A 17705-nucleotide genomic window follows, 5' to 3' on the forward strand; every position below is an offset into this window, starting at 1 on the left:
AGGAATTAGATTATCGAAGGACTAATGCCTTAATTCATAATCCCTTTCTAAAACAACAATAGTAATGGCAAGATATACTGGTCCAAAAACTAAAATAGCCCGTAAGTTTGGTGAGGCTATTTTTGGAGACGACAAATCTTTCGAAAAAAGAAACTATCCTCCAGGACAGCACGGTAACAACCGTCGTCGTGGAAAGAAATCAGAATATGCTATCCAGTTAATGGAGAAGCAAAAAGCCAAGTATACTTATGGTATCCTTGAGCGTCAATTCCGCAATATGTTTGAAAAAGCTACCCGTGCTCAGGGTATTACCGGTGAGGTGCTTCTTCAGCTTTGTGAATCCCGTCTAGATAACGTTGTATACCGTATGGGTATTGCACCGTCAAGAAGAGCTGCACGTCAGCTTGTGGGACACCGTCACATTACCGTGAACGGGGAATTGGTTAACATTCCATCTTATCATCTTAAGCCTAACGACGTAGTTGGCGTAAGAGAAAAATCTAAATCACTTGCTGTGATTCAGGAGTCTTTATCAAATAACAGCAGTGTTTACGAGTGGATCTCCTGGAATTCAGAAAAGAAAGAAGGAACTTTCGTTTCAGTACCTGGAAGAGTCCAGATTCCTGAAAACATTAACGAACAATTTATAGTCGAATTATATTCGAAATAATAATTCACACAGAAGTCGAAATATGGCAATACTAAATTTTCAGAAGCCCGATAAAGTTATAATGATTGATTCAACCGATTTCGAGGGGAAATTCGAATTTCGCCCTTTGGAACCCGGCTATGGATTAACCGTTGGTAACGCTTTAAGACGAGTGCTTTTATCTTCTCTGGAAGGTTTCGCGATCACTTCGGTTCGTATTGAGGGTGTAGATCACGAATTCTCGACCATCGCTGGAGTGGTGGAAGACGTAACTGAAATTATCCTTAACCTGAAACAGATCAGGTTCAAGAGACAAATAGATGAGATCGATAATGAGTCGGTTACCATTTCAGTTTCAGGAGAAGAGCAACTAACTGCCGGTCACTTCCAGAAATTCATCTCAGGATTTCAGATCCTTAATCCAGATCAGGTGATCTGTAATATGGATAAGAAAGTGAGCCTGAACATGGAAATTACCATCGAAAAAGGTAGAGGTTACGTTCCGGCGGAAGAAAACAAGAAAGCCAATGCTCCTTTAGGTACGATTTTCACCGATTCTATCTATACTCCAATCAAAAATGTGAAGTATAGCATCGAGAACTATCGTGTGGAGCAGAAGACTGACTATGAAAAACTCGTATTTGAAATAATCAGTGACGGATCTATTCATCCAAAAGATGCTTTGACCGAGGCTGCTAAAACCCTTATCCACCACTTTATGTTATTCTCTGATGAGAGAATCACTCTAGAGGCTGATGAGATCGCTCAAACTGAGACTTATGATGAAGAATCACTTCACATGAGACAATTGCTTAAGACCAAACTGGTAGATCTTGATCTTTCAGTGAGAGCTCTTAACTGTTTGAAGGCAGCTGAAGTTGATACTCTTGGTGACCTTGTTTCTTATAACAAGAACGACTTGATGAAGTTCAGAAACTTCGGTAAAAAATCTCTTACCGAGCTTGAGGAACTTGTAAGCAACAAAGGTCTTAACTTTGGAATGGATCTTTCAAAATATAAATTAGATAAAGACTAGATTGATCGCGAAAACACGCGGTATATAGTTCAATATAAATCCCGTCATAATTTGCTCCCCAGAGTGGGTCGTAGCAAGATGATGAAATAAAAAATGTCATGAGACACGGAAAAAAAGGAAATCATTTAGGTAGAAAGACTGCACACCGCAGGGCTATGCTTGCAAACATGGCTTGTTCCCTAATTGAGCATAAACGTATTAATACTACGGTTGCTAAAGCAAAAGCTCTTAAGGTATTTGTAGAGCCTTTAGTAACAAAATCTAAAGAAGATACTACTCACAACAGGCGTATCGTATTTAGCAAACTTCGTAGTAAAGAAGCAGTAAGTGAGCTGTTTCGTGAAGTAGCTCCTAAGGTTGGAGATCGTCCGGGAGGATATACTAGAGTTATCAAACTTGGTAGCCGTCTTGGAGATGCCGCTGAAATGGCAATGATCGAGCTTGTAGATTACAATGAAACTTATGGTGTAGATAAGCCTAAGAAGAAAAAATCTACTCGTCGTGCAGGTAAGAAGAAATCTTCAGATTCTGAAACTACTGCACAACCGAAAGAAGCTGCAGCAAAAGAGACTAAAAAAGAAGAGCCTAAAGCTGAAGAGCAAAAGGCCGAAGAAAAAAAGGATGATAAAAAAGAAGATTAAATATGATTCTTTTTACGATCTAAATTTTAAAAGGATAAGCTTTAAGAGTTTATCCTTTTTTTATACCCTATTGATAATTAATTTTACAGCCACAGCAATTAAACACAACTATGAAATATCAGGCTAAAAGAAAAGCGATTATTTTATTGGAAGATGGGACGATCTTCTACGGAAAAGCAGTTGGAAACAAAGAAGGCAATGCAGCCGGGGAAGTTTGTTTCAATACCGGGATGACGGGTTACCAGGAGATTTTCACAGATCCTTCTTATTTTGGTCAGTTAATGGTGACTACCAATGCCCATATTGGGAATTATGGAACTAATGAAGAGGAGAATGAGTCAGATAAGGCTAAGATTGCCGGACTTATTTGTAAAAACTTTAGTTATACTATGTCCCGTCCTGCTGCCGATAAATCCCTTGAGGAGTTTCTGGAAGAAAGCAATATTTTTGCTATTTCTGATGTTGATACACGGGCACTTGTAACCTACATCAGGGAAAATGGTGCGATGAATGCGATCATTTCTACCGATGTTAATAATATTGAAGGTCTCAAGAAGCAGCTGGCCGATGTACCTGATATGAATGGTTTGGAGTTGGCTTCAAAAGTTTCAGCAAAGGAGCCATACTACTTTGGAAATGAAAATGCGACTTATAAGATCGCAGCTTTGGATGTAGGGATTAAAAAGAACATTCTTCGCAACCTGGCTGAAAGGGATGCATATATTAAAGTTTTTCCGTACGATGCAACATACGAGGAGATGAAAGAATGGAACCCAGATGGATACTTTCTTTCAAATGGTCCTGGGGATCCCCAGCCACTGGATAGTGCCATTAATGTGACCAAAACGATCATCGAAAACGATCATCCCCTTTTTGGAATATGCCTTGGTCACCAGATCATAGCCATAGCGAATGGAATCAAAACTTATAAAATGCACCACGGTCATAGAGGGATCAACCATCCCGTGAAGAATATGGTGAGTGGAAAAGGAGAGATCACATCCCAAAACCACGGATTCTCGGTAGATAAGGAGCAAACTGAAGCTCATCCTGATGTAGAGGTAACTCATATCTGTTTGAATGATGGAACAGTGGGCGGACTCGCTATGAAGCATAAAAACGTATTCTCCGTGCAGTATCATCCTGAAGCAAGTCCGGGACCTCACGATGCCAGCTATCTTTTTGATGAGTTCATTGATAGAATAAAGTCGGCAAAGGCATAGGCCCTTTGAAATTTGTAATAAAAAGCCAGGAGTTTTCTCCTGGCTTTTTTTGTTACTGTTAGAGATAAAATATGTTTGCGTTACTCGGCATTAAATGTAATTTAGCAGTTTTTTAACAAGTCTATTTATGAATAAGTTATTGGTTGCTGCAATCTTCCTAATCTGTTTTTCCGGTTTCGCACAAATTGAATATGAACAAGGCTATTATATATTCAATAACGGAAAAAGAGTCGATGAATTAATAAAAAATGTGGACTGGAACTTTATACCTTCTGAAATCTCCGTTAAATCAAGTAGTAATGCAGATTCAAGGTCCATTCCTTTAAATGAATTAAGAGAGGTTTCTGTTGGAACATATCACTTTAAAAAATTTAAAGTCCAAATGGACGTATCGTCCAGGGACGTAAATGAAATATCCTTGCAAAGAGCGCCGGAATTTGAAGAACAAGTTGTTTTTCTAAGGTATTTGGTTGAAGGTGAAACTTCTTTATTAAGTTTTAGGAGGAATAATGTTCAAAGGTTCTTTTATCAAATCAATGATTCTGGTGTGGAACCATTAATCTATAAACAATATATGGTTGATGGAGGATTAGCTACTAATAATCGTTTCCAGCAACAACTAATAAATAACTTCTCTTGTGAGAATAATTCCAATAGAATTGCTTCTCTAAGATATAAGGAGAAAGAACTGGTGACATTTTTCATAGACTATAATGAATGTAAAAATGCAGAATATGAACTGAAGATGGATAAGTCAAAATCTGGAGACCTTTATTTAAGTGTAAAAGTTGGTATAGGACAGGGTTCATTGGATGTAGAAAAGGGGCTTATTGCCAATGGAACGGATTATAACGGATTAGATTTAAGATTTGGAGTAGAATTGGAATATAATTTTAATTTCAATAAGCGAAAATGGTCTGCGATCGTAGAGCCCACATACCGAACGTTTAGTGATGATGCAAGATTAAATGGTGATTATGAAGCTGATTTTAGTGTCAACTATAATTCAATAAACACCTTAGCTGCTTTAAGATATTATTTGTTTTTATCACAAAACTCCAAATTATTTGCGAACCTAGGGGTTAACCTCGATTTTCCAGTTAATTCGGAGATTAAGTTTGCAAACACTGGAAGAAATATGGATCCGGTACTGGAAAATTTAAACTTCACAATGGGGTATGCCGCGGGCTTTGGATATGCAATTTACGATAGGCTTGATTTTGAAGTTAGATATCTAGCGAATACCGTAAAAGGAGATAAGTTTGAAAAAAGCAATTACAATATTGAATGGAGAAGTAATTACAACAGTATTAATTTAATTTTAGGATATAAATTATTTTAAATCCAATAAAAATGAAGAATTTTCTCTTTGCGATTTTACTTTTATTGGGTTGTAATGGTTTTTCCCAGGAAACCACAAACAGTCAGTTTTCTTTAAACATTCTGGCTCCTTCGGCCGAATATGAACTGGCGGTTTCTCCAAATTCAAGTATTGATATGAACCTGGGCGTTGGTTTTGCTTATCATAAGTCTACTTATTCAGGAGAAGCCTACGGTTTTTTTCCGGGCTTTGAAGCTCAGTATCGATATTATTATAATTTTAATAAACGGGGCGATAAAGGACTGAAGATCTCAGAAAACAGTGCGAATTATATAGCCGGAGTTGCTTCTATCACTAGTGGTGATCCATTAATCGGTGATCTTAAATATGCCAGTGATTATGGTGGATTTGTTGGCCCCGCCTGGGGCTTGCAAAGAGTTTATAATAGTGGGTTCAAGCTGAATCTCAATCTTGGACTGGGGGTAGGGTTTAATGAGGTTACCTCTTATTTTACCCCTTTATTCGGATTACAGTTAGGATGGCTGGTCGCACAGTAGCCATTTTTGATTTATAAAAAAAAGAACTTTCGGGTGGTCATATTGAATTTGCGTTTATGCAGATATAATTTCCATTTTCAAGAAATACTTGCATTTCTTTCAAAGCGAAAACGTTTGAATTGAAATTCCTGTTATAATTGCTTTAAAACTACCATGTTTACTCGCTTTTTAATAGGTGTCTTTGTATCTTGCAGCTTATTCAATTAACTAACAAAAAAAGATTATGAGTGCTATTTTAGATATTCATGCCCGTCAGATTTTTGACTCAAGAGGAAACCCAACAGTAGAGGTTGATGTAATTACCGAAAATGGAATTATGGGACGTGCGGCAGTTCCTTCAGGAGCTTCCACTGGAGAACATGAAGCAGTAGAGCTTCGTGATGGAGGTGATGATTTTATGGGTAAAGGTGTGGCAAAGGCAGTTGAGAATGTAAATGGCGAAATTGCACAAAAGTTGCTTGGATATTCTGTTTTTGAACAGAATCTGATAGACCAGACGATGAGAGACCTTGACGGTACTCCAAATAAATCAAAGCTTGGAGCTAATGCTATTCTTGGTGTTTCTTTAGCAGTTGCCAAGGCAGCAGCCAATGAATTGAATATGCCTCTTTACAGATATGTAGGAGGAGTAAGCGCCAATACGCTTCCGGTGCCTATGATGAACATCATTAATGGAGGTTCTCATAGTGATGCGCCTATCGCGTTCCAGGAATTTATGATCATGCCGGTAATGGCTGAAAGTTTTTCCCACGCATTAAAGATGGGAACTGAAATTTTCCATAACCTTAAAAAGGTACTTCACGATCGAGGTCTTAGCACAGCTGTTGGTGATGAAGGTGGATTCGCACCTACACTTGATGGAACGGAGGATGCCCTTGATACCATTTTGAAAGCAATAGAAAAAGCTGGTTATAAGCCTGGACAAGATGTGATGATCGCACTAGACTGTGCTGCAGCTGAATTCTTTGTTGATGGTAAATACGACTACACCAAATTTGAGGGTGATAAAGGAAAAGTAAGAACTAGCGAGGAGCAGGCTGAATATCTTGCAGAACTTGCTTCTAAATATCCAATTATCTCTATAGAAGATGGGATGGATGAAAATGATTGGGAAGGTTGGAAAGCCGTAACCGAAAAGATCGGAGATAAAGTGCAGTTAGTTGGTGACGATCTTTTTGTAACTAACGTAGAGCGTCTTGGAAGAGGAATTAAAGAAAATATTGCGAATTCAATCCTGATCAAGGTGAACCAGATCGGTACATTAACCGAAACCATTGCTGCTGTGAACATGGCACATAATGCTGGTTATACTTCGGTAATGTCTCACCGTTCTGGAGAAACTGAAGATAATACCATAGCCGATCTTGCTGTCGCATTGAATACCGGGCAGATTAAGACGGGTTCTGCTTCACGTAGTGATCGTATGGCTAAGTACAATCAATTGATAAGAATTGAGGAAGAATTGGGAGATGTTGCATATTATCCACAGGATAAGGCATTCAAAATAAAATAAGGATTTCACTTTATTTGTAAGAAGCCTCTTCTAAAGAAGGGGCTTTTTTATTTAATATTTACTTCAATATATATTATATTAACAATCATTTAATGAAATAAAATGTGCGAGCTAGGGCTTAATCCTTAAATTCCGAAAAACAACCAACCTTTACTTTTGAAAACTAATTTTCTTTTCGTCGCTGCTGAGAACGATGCTATCCCTCGCTGTAAAGCCGGAGGGATGGGAGACGTGGTACGTGATGTGCCCAGACAAATTGCCGCCAAGGGTGATCGTGTTTCGGTGATCACTCCTGCCTATTCAAGATTACATTTATCTGGAACCAGGATTGCTGAAGTTAATTTTGTCTTTCGTGGAACACCTCAAAGTGCCGAGATCTACGAAGTGCCAGGTAAAAAGGAAATTGAAGGAATTAAACATTATGTGGTTCATCATCCCGATATCAAAGCTGGTGATATTGCTCATATTTATTTCAATGATCCCGACCAGCCTTTCTTCACTGATGCTAATGTTTTTTCACTTTTTTGTACGGCGGTTGCCGCGGCGATAAGGGAAAATGTTTTTGAGAAGATTGATATTGTTCATCTCCATGACTGGCATACCAGTATATTGTTGTTTTTGCGGGAATTTCACCAAAGATTTGAGGTTCTGAAAGATATACGTTTCGTTTACTCAATTCATAACCTCGCGATCCAGGGTATACGACCATTTGAAAATAATTACTCCTCTATAGATGCTTTTTTTCCGGATGTAGAATATGACCGGGAGAAATTGTACGACTATCGATATCCTGATTGTATTAATCTGATGGCTGTAGGGATTCGTCTTGCTGATGCTGTGCATACGGTTTCCCCGTCTTATCAGGAAGATATTCAGAAACCCAGTAATCCGCCTCATTTCATCGGGGGTGAAGGACTGGAAGAAGATCTTAAAACGGCCAGTAAGGAGAATCGCCTGTTTGGAATCCTGAACGGAGCAAATTATGCCAATATCAATATGGTTGAAAAGGGCATATTATTTCGGCAGTGTATAAGAAGATTGTTCAGGTGGCTTCAGGAAGAGAAAAAGGATTACAAAGCACATTATCTGGCCCATACAGGGGAAAAGCTTACCAGATTTCAGGAACATAAACCAGATTTCATATGTACCAGCGTCGCCAGGTTAACTGAACAGAAATTCTTTTATTTCAAACACAATCCGGAGATTTTACCAAAATTGATGGAAAAACTGGCAGAGGTGAATGGTGTATATATTTTACTTGGAACCGGAGCGCCGGAATATGAAGTGATATTCAGAGAGGCCAGTTATCATCATAAGAACCTTATTTTTATCAATGCCCAGTCTGAAAGCATTATCGATATGCTTTATCAGGAGGCGAATCTTTACCTAATGCCAAGTCAGTTTGAACCTTGTGGAATTAGCCAGATGCTTGCGATGAGAAAAGGTCAGCCATGCCTCGTGCATCATACCGGCGGATTAAAGGATACGGTTAAGCACATGAAGACAGGTTTTAGCTTTGACGGGAAAACCATTGAAGATAAAGAATCTGATTTCGTAAAGGTATTCAACGAAACGGTAGACCTTTTCTTTAACGATCAGAAAACCTGGAAAAAAATATGTGCCAATGCCAAAAGGCAACGTTTCACATGGGAGAAATCTGTAGATCAGTATTACAAAGAGTTATACAAGGTGGATCACACTATATAAGTGCTGATTTTAAGGATTTTCACCCAATTTCCCATAAGATAATCTAAAGTATTCCGGGTATTTTTTTCATATTAAGGCATTTCTTATTAAAACACGCATCGCTTTTTTGGTGAACTGAAACTAAAATTCACGAAAACGGAAGAAAATGCTGGTATTTCTGAAATTTCGTTACTCTGCTTAAAATTATTTTAACAGTAAATTTCGTAATTTAGCAATCATTAAAAATTAATCCAAACCAGAAGATAATATAATATGTCTAAAACAGCAACACTCGAATTTGACGGAAAGAAATATGAGTTTCCTGTTACCGTGGGAACCGAAAATGAAATAGGGGTAGATATCAAAAAATTACGTGGAGAAGCAGGGCTTATCACGTTGGACCCCGGATATAAGAATACTGGAAGTTGTGAGAGTGCTATCACATTTTTAGACGGAGAAAAAGGTGTCCTAAGATATAGAGGCTATACCATAGAAGATCTGGCTGAAAAGGCTGATTTTCTGGAAGTCGCATATCTTTTGATCTTTGGAGAGCTTCCTAATAAGGAACAGCTTGAAAAGTTCACTAACGATATTAAGGAGCAGTCTCATGTAGATGAAGAGATGAAGAAGATACTTGATGGCTTCCCAAAGTCAGCCCACCCAATGGGCGTACTTTCTTCTCTAACAAGTGCGTTGATAGCGTTCAACCCTTCATCGGTAGATGTTTCCTCAGAAGAAGATATGTATAAGGCGATCGTTAAGATCCTCGGTAAGTTTCCTGTACTGGCGGCCTGGACGCTGAGAAAGAAGAACAGTCTTCCTTTGAATTATGGCGATGAGTCTCTAGGATATGTAGAGAACCTTCATAAGATGATGTTTGAAAAACCAAACAGGACCTACAGTGTTGATAAAGCTGTTATAGATGCATTGGATAAATTACTGATTCTTCATGCCGATCATGAGCAGAACTGTTCAACTTCTACCGTAAGAATGGTAGGTTCTTCTCATGCTGGTCTATTTGCTTCGATTTCCGCAGGTATTTCAGCGCTTTGGGGGCCCCTTCACGGTGGAGCTAACCAAGCGGTGATCGAAATGCTTGAAAGAATCAAAGAAGATGGTGGTGATACCGCAAAGTTTATGGAAAAAGCTAAAGATAAAGAAGATCCTTTCCGTTTAATGGGCTTTGGCCACCGTGTATATAAGAATTTTGACCCTCGTGCAAAGATCATCAAGAAGTCTGCAGATGAAGTGCTTGGGCAGCTTGGAGTAGAAGACCCTGTGTTGGATATTGCAAAAGGCCTTGAAAAACAAGCTCTTGAAGATGATTATTTTGTTAAAAGGAAACTTTATCCAAACGTAGATTTCTATTCTGGTATCATTTACCGTGCTCTTGGAATACCAGTGGAAATGTTCACGGTAATGTTTGCCCTAGGTAGACTTCCAGGTTGGATCGCGCAGTGGAGGGAGATGAGGTTAAGAAAAGAACCTATTGGTCGTCCACGTCAGATCTACATCGGTGAGAATCACAGGGAATTTAAACCTCTGGGAAGCCGATAGATCCTGGTTTTTCTTTGAAATGAACTAAATAAAAAGCTTCATCACAGTATGAAGCTTTTTCTATATTTGCCAAAATTTTAAGCAATGAAATTGCATATAAACAATGAAACCTCCAGGCTAAGAGCAGTGGTTTTGGGGACCGCCGAAAGTAACGGGCCTGTACCTTCGCTGGAGGAAGCCTATGACCCTAAATCCAGGGAACATATCATGGCTGGCACCTATCCAAAAGAAGAAGATATGGTGAAGGAGATAGGAGCGGTTGCCGAAGTTTTTAAAAAATATGATGTTAAAGTATTCAGGCCTGATGTGATCAAAGATTACAATCAGATCTTTACAAGGGATATAGCTTTTGTAATAGAGGATAAATTTATAAAATCTAATATTTTACCGGATCGGGATCAAGAGATCGAGGCTATACATGATGTTTTAGACCAGATTGATCCTGATAATATAATTAGCCTTCCCGAAGAGGCCCATATAGAAGGAGGGGATGTGATGCCGATGGGGGATTATATATTTGTTGGAACCTATAAAGGAAAGGATTATAAGGATTTTATTACGGCCAGAACCAACATACAGGCCGTGGAAGCTCTTCAGAATATGTTTCCAGAGAAGAAGGTGGTGTCATTCAGTTTAAAAAAGTCCAATACCGTTGCTAAAGATAACGCCCTTCACCTGGATTGTTGTTTTCAGCCGGTGGGGAAAAATAAGGCGATCATCTATAAAGAAGGGTTTCTTATTGAAGAAGAGTACAAATGGCTTGTAAATTTCTTCGGAAAGGAAAATGTATATGAGATAACCAGGGATGAAATGTATGATATGAATTCTAATATTTTCTCTATTTCTGAAGATGTGGTAATTTCAGAAGAGAACTTCACCAGGTTGAACGCCTGGTTAAGGGAACAGGGAATTACTGTAGAAGAAGTGCCATATGCTGAAATAGCAAAACAGGAAGGCTTGTTGAGGTGTTCAACATTACCGCTTATAAGAGATTAAAAAGAAGAAAGATGAAGCAGATTACTGATACTATATTGATGGTTAGACCCGTTGCTTTCAGAATGAATGAGCAGACAGCGGTAAATAACTATTTTCAGAAAGACGTGGAAGGCGATGACATTAATGCTCTGGCCGCAAAGGAGTTTGATAAATTTGTCGCAAAACTGAGATCTGTAGGTGTGAATGTGATCGTGGTGGATGATGTTCTTGAAGACAACACTCCCGATTCTATTTTTCCGAATAACTGGGTTTCGTTCCATCAGGACGGTCAGATAGCTCTATATCCCATGTTTGCTGAAAACAGAAGGAAAGAGCGCCGACTGGAATACTTCGCAAGGCTTGAAGAAGCTGGATTCAAGATCACCGATATCGTTGATTATACTTCAGCTGAAGAAGATGATATTTTTCTGGAAGGAACGGGAAGTCTTATCCTTGACAGAGTTAATCATAAAGCATACTGTGCAATTTCTCCAAGGGCTGATGAAGACCTGCTTATAGAATTCTGCGAGGATTTTGAATATACTCCTGTGATCTTTAATGCTTATCAAAGTGTTGGAGATAAACGCTTGGCTATTTATCACACCAATGTGATGATGTGTCTGGGCGAAGAATTCGCGGTGATCTGCCTGGATACCATTGATGACAAGAAAGAGCGAAAAAATGTTATAAAGCATTTAAAACAGGATGGAAAGGAGATAATATCCATCACCGAAGAGCAAATGCATGAGTTTGCCGGTAATATGTTGCAGGTTCAGGGAATGGGCAAAAAATATCTGGTTATGAGTGCACGTGCGCATCGAAGTCTTACTCAAGATCAGGTTAGCAGAATAGAAAAACATTGTGAAATTCTTAGTTCTGAGATACAGACTATAGAGACCTGTGGAGGTGGAAGTGCCAGATGTATGATGGCCGAAGTATTCCTTCCAAAAGCTTAACCAGTTTTTCGGAAAAGTTTTAGGCTGAAAAGTATAATAATTATCACGCTTAAAAATGCGAACGGAAGGGAGGTGATGATTAGAAATTTCTGCATGGCTGTTAGTACGTTAGAATCTGGCTTTACCTGGCCAAGCACGATAATGGCTTCACAAAATAAAAGTATAAGTACCGCCCAGGCAAGGCGGTATTTTTTTTTAGGTTCCTGCCGGCCATTATCAGTGAACATACTAAGTACAAAGATGGCTGAATCAACCGATGTCACCAGAAAACTTATCAGTAAGAGTATTACTGTGAAACTTGTGAATATGGAAACAGGATACGTTTCAAAGAAAACGAACATAGAAGTGAAAACATTTCCAAATTCATTGTTATAGCTGTCCAATCCTTCAATAATATCAAAAGCTGAAGTCCCAAAAACACTAAACCAGAAGAAGCTTCCAATAGATGGAATTAACAGCACGCCCAGAATCATCTCTCTTAAGCTACGACCCCGGGAGATACGGGCGATGAAGATTCCGGTAAAGGGGGCCCAGGCAAGCCAGAAAGCCCAGTAATAATAGGTCCAGTCAGTAAGGAATTTTATTCCCGGATCAAATTTTCCAATTGCTAGGCTTAAAGGGATAAAATCTATCAGGTAATGATAAAATGAATTAAAGAAGTTGCCTAAAATGCCGGAGATATCCCCGGTAATAAAAACAAAGATCATAAGGATCAATGCGATATAGATATTCCAGTTGGAGATCCTTTTAATTCCCTTGTGTACTCCAATCCACGCCGAGATAAAAGCAAGGGAACAGATGAGGAAAACAAGAAAGAGGTTGGGTAAAAGAGAGCCGGGTTCACGTGATTCCAGGTGGCTCAAACCTCCCTCAATCTGAGTAGTTCCCAATCCTATAGCTGCAACCAGCCCAATAACTGTGGTCAGGATTGTAAGTATATCTATTGCAGAAGGCAGAAATTTATTTTTTCGAAATTCATTGAAACCAGAACTTAGCCTGACATCTGCTTTTTCCACAAATATTGAATAACCTATAATAACAGCGAAAATGCCATAAAAGGCCCATGCTGTAAAACCCCACTGGTAAAATGTGTATTCCAGGGAAATGATTTCTGCGGTTTGTTCAGTTTCTATGGGAGGATTCAACAGCATAAAAACCGGTTCCTGCACTGCTCTTAGTAAAATTCCGGCTCCCATGCCCGCACTATAAAGCATAGCTATCCATGATAGTCTATCAAATTCGGGTGGAGAATTCCCCAGTCTTATCTTTCCGAATTTTGAGAATGCCAGTATTAGTAAAAATATTACACATCCCAGGCCCAGCCACAGGTAAAAAGTTCCAAAATATTCTCTTACCCAAAGGGATGTGGTTTCAATTAGGTCGTAGAAAAAACCGGTAAACCAGAAGATAAAAAAGGAGCTGAGTATTAAGATGATCGCAGAGGTCAAAAAGACCTGGTTCTTAATAAGAATATTGAATTTTGATTTCAAGCTACCGTTCTTATTTGCTTAAAGCTACTTCTTTTTATTGCCCTTAGCAATTCTGTTGATCATTCCTTCAAAGATAAAATAATGGAATGGGTACATGGAGTACCAGTACGTGCGACCTAACAGGCCTTTGGGTCTGAAAGTTGCATTTTGATGAAGTACGTTCTCTTCGTCTATCTTAAATTCCAGCCAGGCTTCCCCAGGCACCTTCATTTCGGCAAATAGTAATAGTCTTCGTTCCTGTTTGTCGGCCATTAAGACCCTCCAGAAATCCAGTGAGTCCCCAGCATTAATTTTGTTTGGATTGGTTCTTCCTCGTCTAAGGCCTACGCCGCCTGCCAGCTTATCGAGGTAACCTCTAACTTTCCAAAGCCAGTTTCCATAGTACCATCCTGTTAATCCGCCTATCGCCCAAATGCGAGCCAGGACTTCATCCGGGTTTTCGATTTTAACCGATTTCTTATCCTGCAGGCATCCATACTTTGGGATCTGAATATATTTATTGAGCTCTTTTCTGAATCGCCCGCTGCTGAGCGAATCCTTCCAGCTGGAGATCACTTCGTTTTGTTCAATTTTATAGAATGCCAGTTTGATGGCTTCCTTGTAATGAATTGGTTCTATTTTCAGCATTTCCTGAAGCCTGGTATCTTTCGTGATAACTTCTACCGACATGCTGTCAACAAGATTCTGGGCTAATCGGTATGAAGTTGAGGTTACAAAATATAACCAGTAAGAGCTTAGTTTTGGAGACATTACCGGAACTCCTGCTATCAGTATTTTCAGGCCTCTCACTTCGGCATACTTTTCCATCATTTCCTGGTAAGTGAGAATATCTGGTCCTCCCACATCGAAAGATTCATTATAGCATTCCTTCCGGCCAATCACTCCCGTTAGATATTTAATGATATCTCTTATTGCGATGGGCTGACATCTTGTATTTACCCATTTTGGGGTGATCATAAAAGGGAGTTTTTCGCAGAGATCCCTAATGATTTCAAAGGAAGAACTTCCCGAACCAACAATAATTGCAGCTCTAAGTACAGTTAGATTGAAATCACCTTTATAGAGGATCTCTTCAACTCTTTTTCGCGATTTTAAATGTTTTGAAAGTTTTTCTTCATTGATGATTCCACTTAGATAGATGACCTGGTTCACCGAAGTTTCAGCTATCATTTTATTAAAGTTTTCAGCTGCCCGAGCTTCTTGCTTATCGAAGTCTTTCGTGGTTGCTGTCATGGAATGTATAAGATAGTAGGCTACATCTATATTTTTAATGGCTTCAGGGGGCGAGGAATCTTCTAAAAAGTCTATTTCAACGATCTCAACATTTTTCTTTAATTTATCGATGGAGGTGAACCTGTTCCTGTTGCGAACCGCGCATACCAAATCATGGCCCTGTTCCAGCAATTGTGGTAAAAGCCTCATGCCTATATAGCCATTGGCGCCGGTAAGTAAAATTCGCATTCGATGGATTTAATCATCAAATTAGAAATTTAATTACTACTTTCACTCTGGATTAATAAAACTTTATTAAATGAATAACGTACTCAAATTCGTACTTCTGATCATAGGGATAGGACTTGTTGGATATGGGATCTATACTCTGGTGACACCCGAATTTTCGATAGATGCAGGGCCTCTGCAGGTCGAAGCACAGGGTGATAATACTCAGTCTTATGCGATGATCGTTTTTGGGATACTTTCCCTGGTGGGTGGACTGGCCTTTAATCGCAGAAATTAGTTAAACAGCTTCATAAGCTTATTAAAGATCTTCTATTTGCGTAGGAGCATTGTCTGATTTATAGTCGATGATCTTTCTAAAGAATTTATGGATTCCGGGTTTGTCGGCTTTTACCTTGATGAAATAATGATCTATATAAATGCTGTATTCCTCGGCCTTTCCCTTGTATAGATTTAATTTGAAGTATGGAATCACCAGGGCGTAGGTTTCCAGCAGCGACCGGAACATCACAATTATTCCGTTATTCCTCATTTCCACATTGCAAACATTTGAATTGTTATCCAGGATTAACAAATTGTGGATATCGATACTTGCCGAAGTGATCTGTAGTTTAGGTGAACCAGTGCCTTTGAGTTTAATCCTTTCAAATAGAGTAAATGGTTTTCCAACTTCCTTGTTTATCCTGTCGGAAACAGCGGGACGGTTATAGGAAATATTCAGCAGCATTTCTTTTTTTCTAAATATAAGGATTTGGGTACAAAGGCGGCCCTTTGAAACTTCATTTCTTTTTATCTTTGCGCACTTATTAAATTGAAATACGTCAAAAAAAAGTATAGGAAATGAATATTGAACAAATTCTTGCATCAAAGGTAAAAGAAGCGGTCAGGAAACATTATGAAGTGGAACCTGAAAATATCGAATTTCAGCCTACGCGTAAGGATTTTGAAGGGGATATTACCCTGGTGGTCTTTCCTATGCTTAAGCAGGTAAAGACGAATCCTGCCCAGTTAGCTGAAAATATAGGAAAATACCTTGAAGAAGAGGTAGAGGGAGTAGCCGGGTTTAATGTGATACAGGGCTTTCTTAATATCGTGATAAGTGACGATCACTATGTGAACTTCTTTAATGAGGTTAAAGATCGCGAGGACTTCGGAATTCTATTGCCGCAATCTGATGCCAGCGGGATCATGGTAGAATATTCTTCGCCCAACACAAATAAACCTTTACATCTGGGACATATCAGAAATAACCTTTTGGGATATTCGGTTTCGGAGATACTGAAAGCTGCGGGGAACCAGGTGTACAAAGTTCAGGTGATCAACGATCGTGGTATCCATATCTGTAAATCCATGGTGGCCTGGCAGAAATTTGGAGATGGAGAAACTCCTGAATCTGCAGGTTTAAAAGGAGATAAACTGGTTGGAAATTATTATGTGAAATTCGATCAGGAGTATAAAAAGGAAATTGCACAGCTAAAGGAAGAAGGAAAAAGTGAGGATGAAGCAAAAGCTCAGGCTCCCATCTTTGTTGAGGCACAGGAGATGCTCAGGAAATGGGAGGCAAATGATCCTGAAGTAGTAAAGCTTTGGGAAACCATGAACCAGTGGGTTTATGATGGTTTTGATAAAACATACAAGGCCCTGGGAGTTGATTTCGATAAGAATTATTATGAAAGTCAAACCTATCTCCTGGGAAAAGATGAGGTGCTAAAAGGACTGGAAGATGGTGTTTTTTATAAAAAAGAAGATGGCAGTGTATGGATAGATCTTAGCGATGAGGGGCTTGATGAAAAGATCGTTCTTAGAAGCGATGGAACCGCGGTCTACATGACTCAGGATATAGGGACTGCAATACAACGTTTCAGAGATTTTGACATCAATCAGTTGGTCTACGTAGTAGGTAATGAGCAGGATTATCACTTTAAGGTGTTGTTCCTTATTCTGAAAAAGCTTGGTTATGACTGGGCCGATGCCCTTTATCACCTTAGTTACGGAATGGTGGACCTTCCGTCTGGAAAAATGAAAAGCCGTGAAGGTACTGTGGTTGATGCCGATGATCTTATAAAAGAAATGGCGGCAACCGCAAAAGATATTTCGGAAGAGCTCGGAAAACTTGACGGTTATTCCGAAGCCGAAAAAGAAGAGCTCTACCGAATAATAGGGCTTGGAGCTCTTAAATATTATATCCTGAAAGTAGATCCGAGAAAAAGGATTCTTTTCAATCCTGAAGAATCGGTAGATTTTCAGGGGAATACCGGGCCGTTTATCCAATATACCTATGCCCGGATTCAGTCTATCTTGAGAAAAGCCGATTTTGATTATTCAGCCGAGCTTTCCAAGGATTATGGCTTCCACGAAAAGGAAAAGGAACTTATCAAAACCCTTCAGCTTTATCCAGAGACTATTGGTCTCGCTGCCGAAAACCATTCTCCGGCACTTATCGCCAACTATGTGTATGAATTGGTGAAATCCTTCAATTCCTTTTATCAAAATGTACCAATTCTTGGTGTGGAAGATGAGCAGGAAAAAGTTTTCAGGGTACAATTATCGCAACTGGTTGCTAATGTGATCAAATCTGGATTTAAACTCTTAGGAATTGAGGTTCCTGAAAGGATGTAAGTAAATAGCCATATCTGCCCGAAA

The 17705-nt window shown here is 39.2% G+C and carries 16 protein-coding genes; 13 read left to right on the forward strand and 3 right to left on the reverse strand.

Going from position 1 to position 17705, the window contains the following annotated elements; genetic code table 11:
* Positions 1-64: 64 nt before the first annotated feature.
* The 11 genes from rpsD to ctlX all read left to right on the forward strand — a co-directional run bounded on the left by rpsD (position 65) and on the right by ctlX (position 12114).
* Complete coding sequence (rpsD, locus tag NE848_RS00455; protein ID WP_252110250.1) at positions 65-670, forward strand: 30S ribosomal protein S4; 606 nt, start codon at positions 65-67, stop codon at positions 668-670.
* Between the two features lie 22 nt (positions 671-692).
* The gene (locus NE848_RS00460; protein WP_240095292.1) at positions 693-1685 is read left to right on the forward strand and encodes a DNA-directed RNA polymerase subunit alpha; all 993 of its coding nucleotides are present in this window, start codon (positions 693-695) and stop codon (positions 1683-1685) included.
* A 98-nt stretch (positions 1686-1783) separates the two neighbouring features.
* On the forward strand, positions 1784-2326 hold the full coding sequence (gene rplQ, locus NE848_RS00465) for a 50S ribosomal protein L17 (protein WP_252110251.1): 543 nt from the start codon (positions 1784-1786) through the stop codon (positions 2324-2326).
* Positions 2327-2436: 110 nt separating this feature from the next.
* Positions 2437-3549: a glutamine-hydrolyzing carbamoyl-phosphate synthase small subunit gene (gene carA, locus NE848_RS00470; protein ID WP_252110252.1), complete on the forward strand. Its 1113-nt coding sequence runs from the start codon at positions 2437-2439 to the stop codon at positions 3547-3549.
* A 127-nt stretch (positions 3550-3676) separates the two neighbouring features.
* Complete coding sequence (locus NE848_RS00475) at positions 3677-4891, forward strand: outer membrane beta-barrel protein (protein ID WP_252110253.1); 1215 nt, start codon at positions 3677-3679, stop codon at positions 4889-4891.
* Between the two features lie 11 nt (positions 4892-4902).
* A complete protein-coding gene (locus NE848_RS00480; RefSeq protein ID WP_252110254.1) occupies positions 4903-5427 on the forward strand; it encodes a hypothetical protein in 525 nt (174 codons plus the stop codon).
* 223 nt (positions 5428-5650) lie between these two features.
* Positions 5651-6940, forward strand: a complete 1290-nt coding sequence (gene eno, locus NE848_RS00485; protein ID WP_252110255.1) for a phosphopyruvate hydratase — start codon at positions 5651-5653, stop codon at positions 6938-6940.
* A gap of 156 nt (positions 6941-7096) precedes the next feature.
* Positions 7097-8647, forward strand: a complete 1551-nt coding sequence (locus NE848_RS00490; RefSeq protein ID WP_252110256.1) for a glycogen synthase — start codon at positions 7097-7099, stop codon at positions 8645-8647.
* A gap of 252 nt (positions 8648-8899) precedes the next feature.
* Positions 8900-10183, forward strand: a complete 1284-nt coding sequence (locus tag NE848_RS00495; protein ID WP_252110257.1) for a citrate synthase — start codon at positions 8900-8902, stop codon at positions 10181-10183.
* An 84-nt stretch (positions 10184-10267) separates the two neighbouring features.
* Positions 10268-11179, forward strand: a complete 912-nt coding sequence (locus NE848_RS00500; RefSeq protein WP_252110258.1) for a dimethylarginine dimethylaminohydrolase family protein — start codon at positions 10268-10270, stop codon at positions 11177-11179.
* A gap of 11 nt (positions 11180-11190) precedes the next feature.
* Complete coding sequence (gene ctlX, locus NE848_RS00505; protein ID WP_252110259.1) at positions 11191-12114, forward strand: citrulline utilization hydrolase CtlX; 924 nt, start codon at positions 11191-11193, stop codon at positions 12112-12114.
* On the opposite strand, the gene NE848_RS00510 is transcribed toward ctlX, so the two are convergent.
* Positions 12111-13604 carry a BCCT family transporter gene (locus NE848_RS00510; protein WP_252110260.1) on the reverse strand — a complete coding sequence of 498 codons (1494 nt, stop codon included), beginning with the start codon at positions 13602-13604 and terminating at the stop codon, positions 12111-12113. The genes ctlX and NE848_RS00510 overlap by 4 nt on opposite strands.
* A 24-nt stretch (positions 13605-13628) precedes the next feature.
* Complete coding sequence (locus NE848_RS00515; RefSeq protein WP_252110261.1) at positions 13629-15065, reverse strand: SDR family oxidoreductase; 1437 nt, start codon at positions 15063-15065, stop codon at positions 13629-13631.
* Positions 15066-15135: 70 nt separating this feature from the next.
* Between NE848_RS00515 and NE848_RS00520 the strand changes: the two genes are divergently transcribed.
* Positions 15136-15342 carry a hypothetical protein gene (locus NE848_RS00520; protein WP_252110262.1) on the forward strand — a complete coding sequence of 69 codons (207 nt, stop codon included), beginning with the start codon at positions 15136-15138 and terminating at the stop codon, positions 15340-15342.
* A gap of 21 nt (positions 15343-15363) precedes the next feature.
* On the opposite strand, the gene NE848_RS00525 is transcribed toward NE848_RS00520, so the two are convergent.
* Entirely contained in the window at positions 15364-15789 is a 426-nt protein-coding gene (locus NE848_RS00525; RefSeq protein ID WP_252110263.1) for a hypothetical protein, read from the reverse strand.
* A 113-nt stretch (positions 15790-15902) separates the two neighbouring features.
* On the opposite strand from NE848_RS00525, the gene argS reads away from it, so the two are divergent.
* Positions 15903-17681, forward strand: a complete 1779-nt coding sequence (gene argS / locus NE848_RS00530; protein ID WP_252110264.1) for an arginine--tRNA ligase — start codon at positions 15903-15905, stop codon at positions 17679-17681.
* Positions 17682-17705: the final 24 nt, after the last annotated feature.

It is taken from the genome of Gramella jeungdoensis, assembly GCF_023805255.1.
Lineage (GTDB): Bacteria > Bacteroidota > Bacteroidia > Flavobacteriales > Flavobacteriaceae > Christiangramia > Christiangramia jeungdoensis.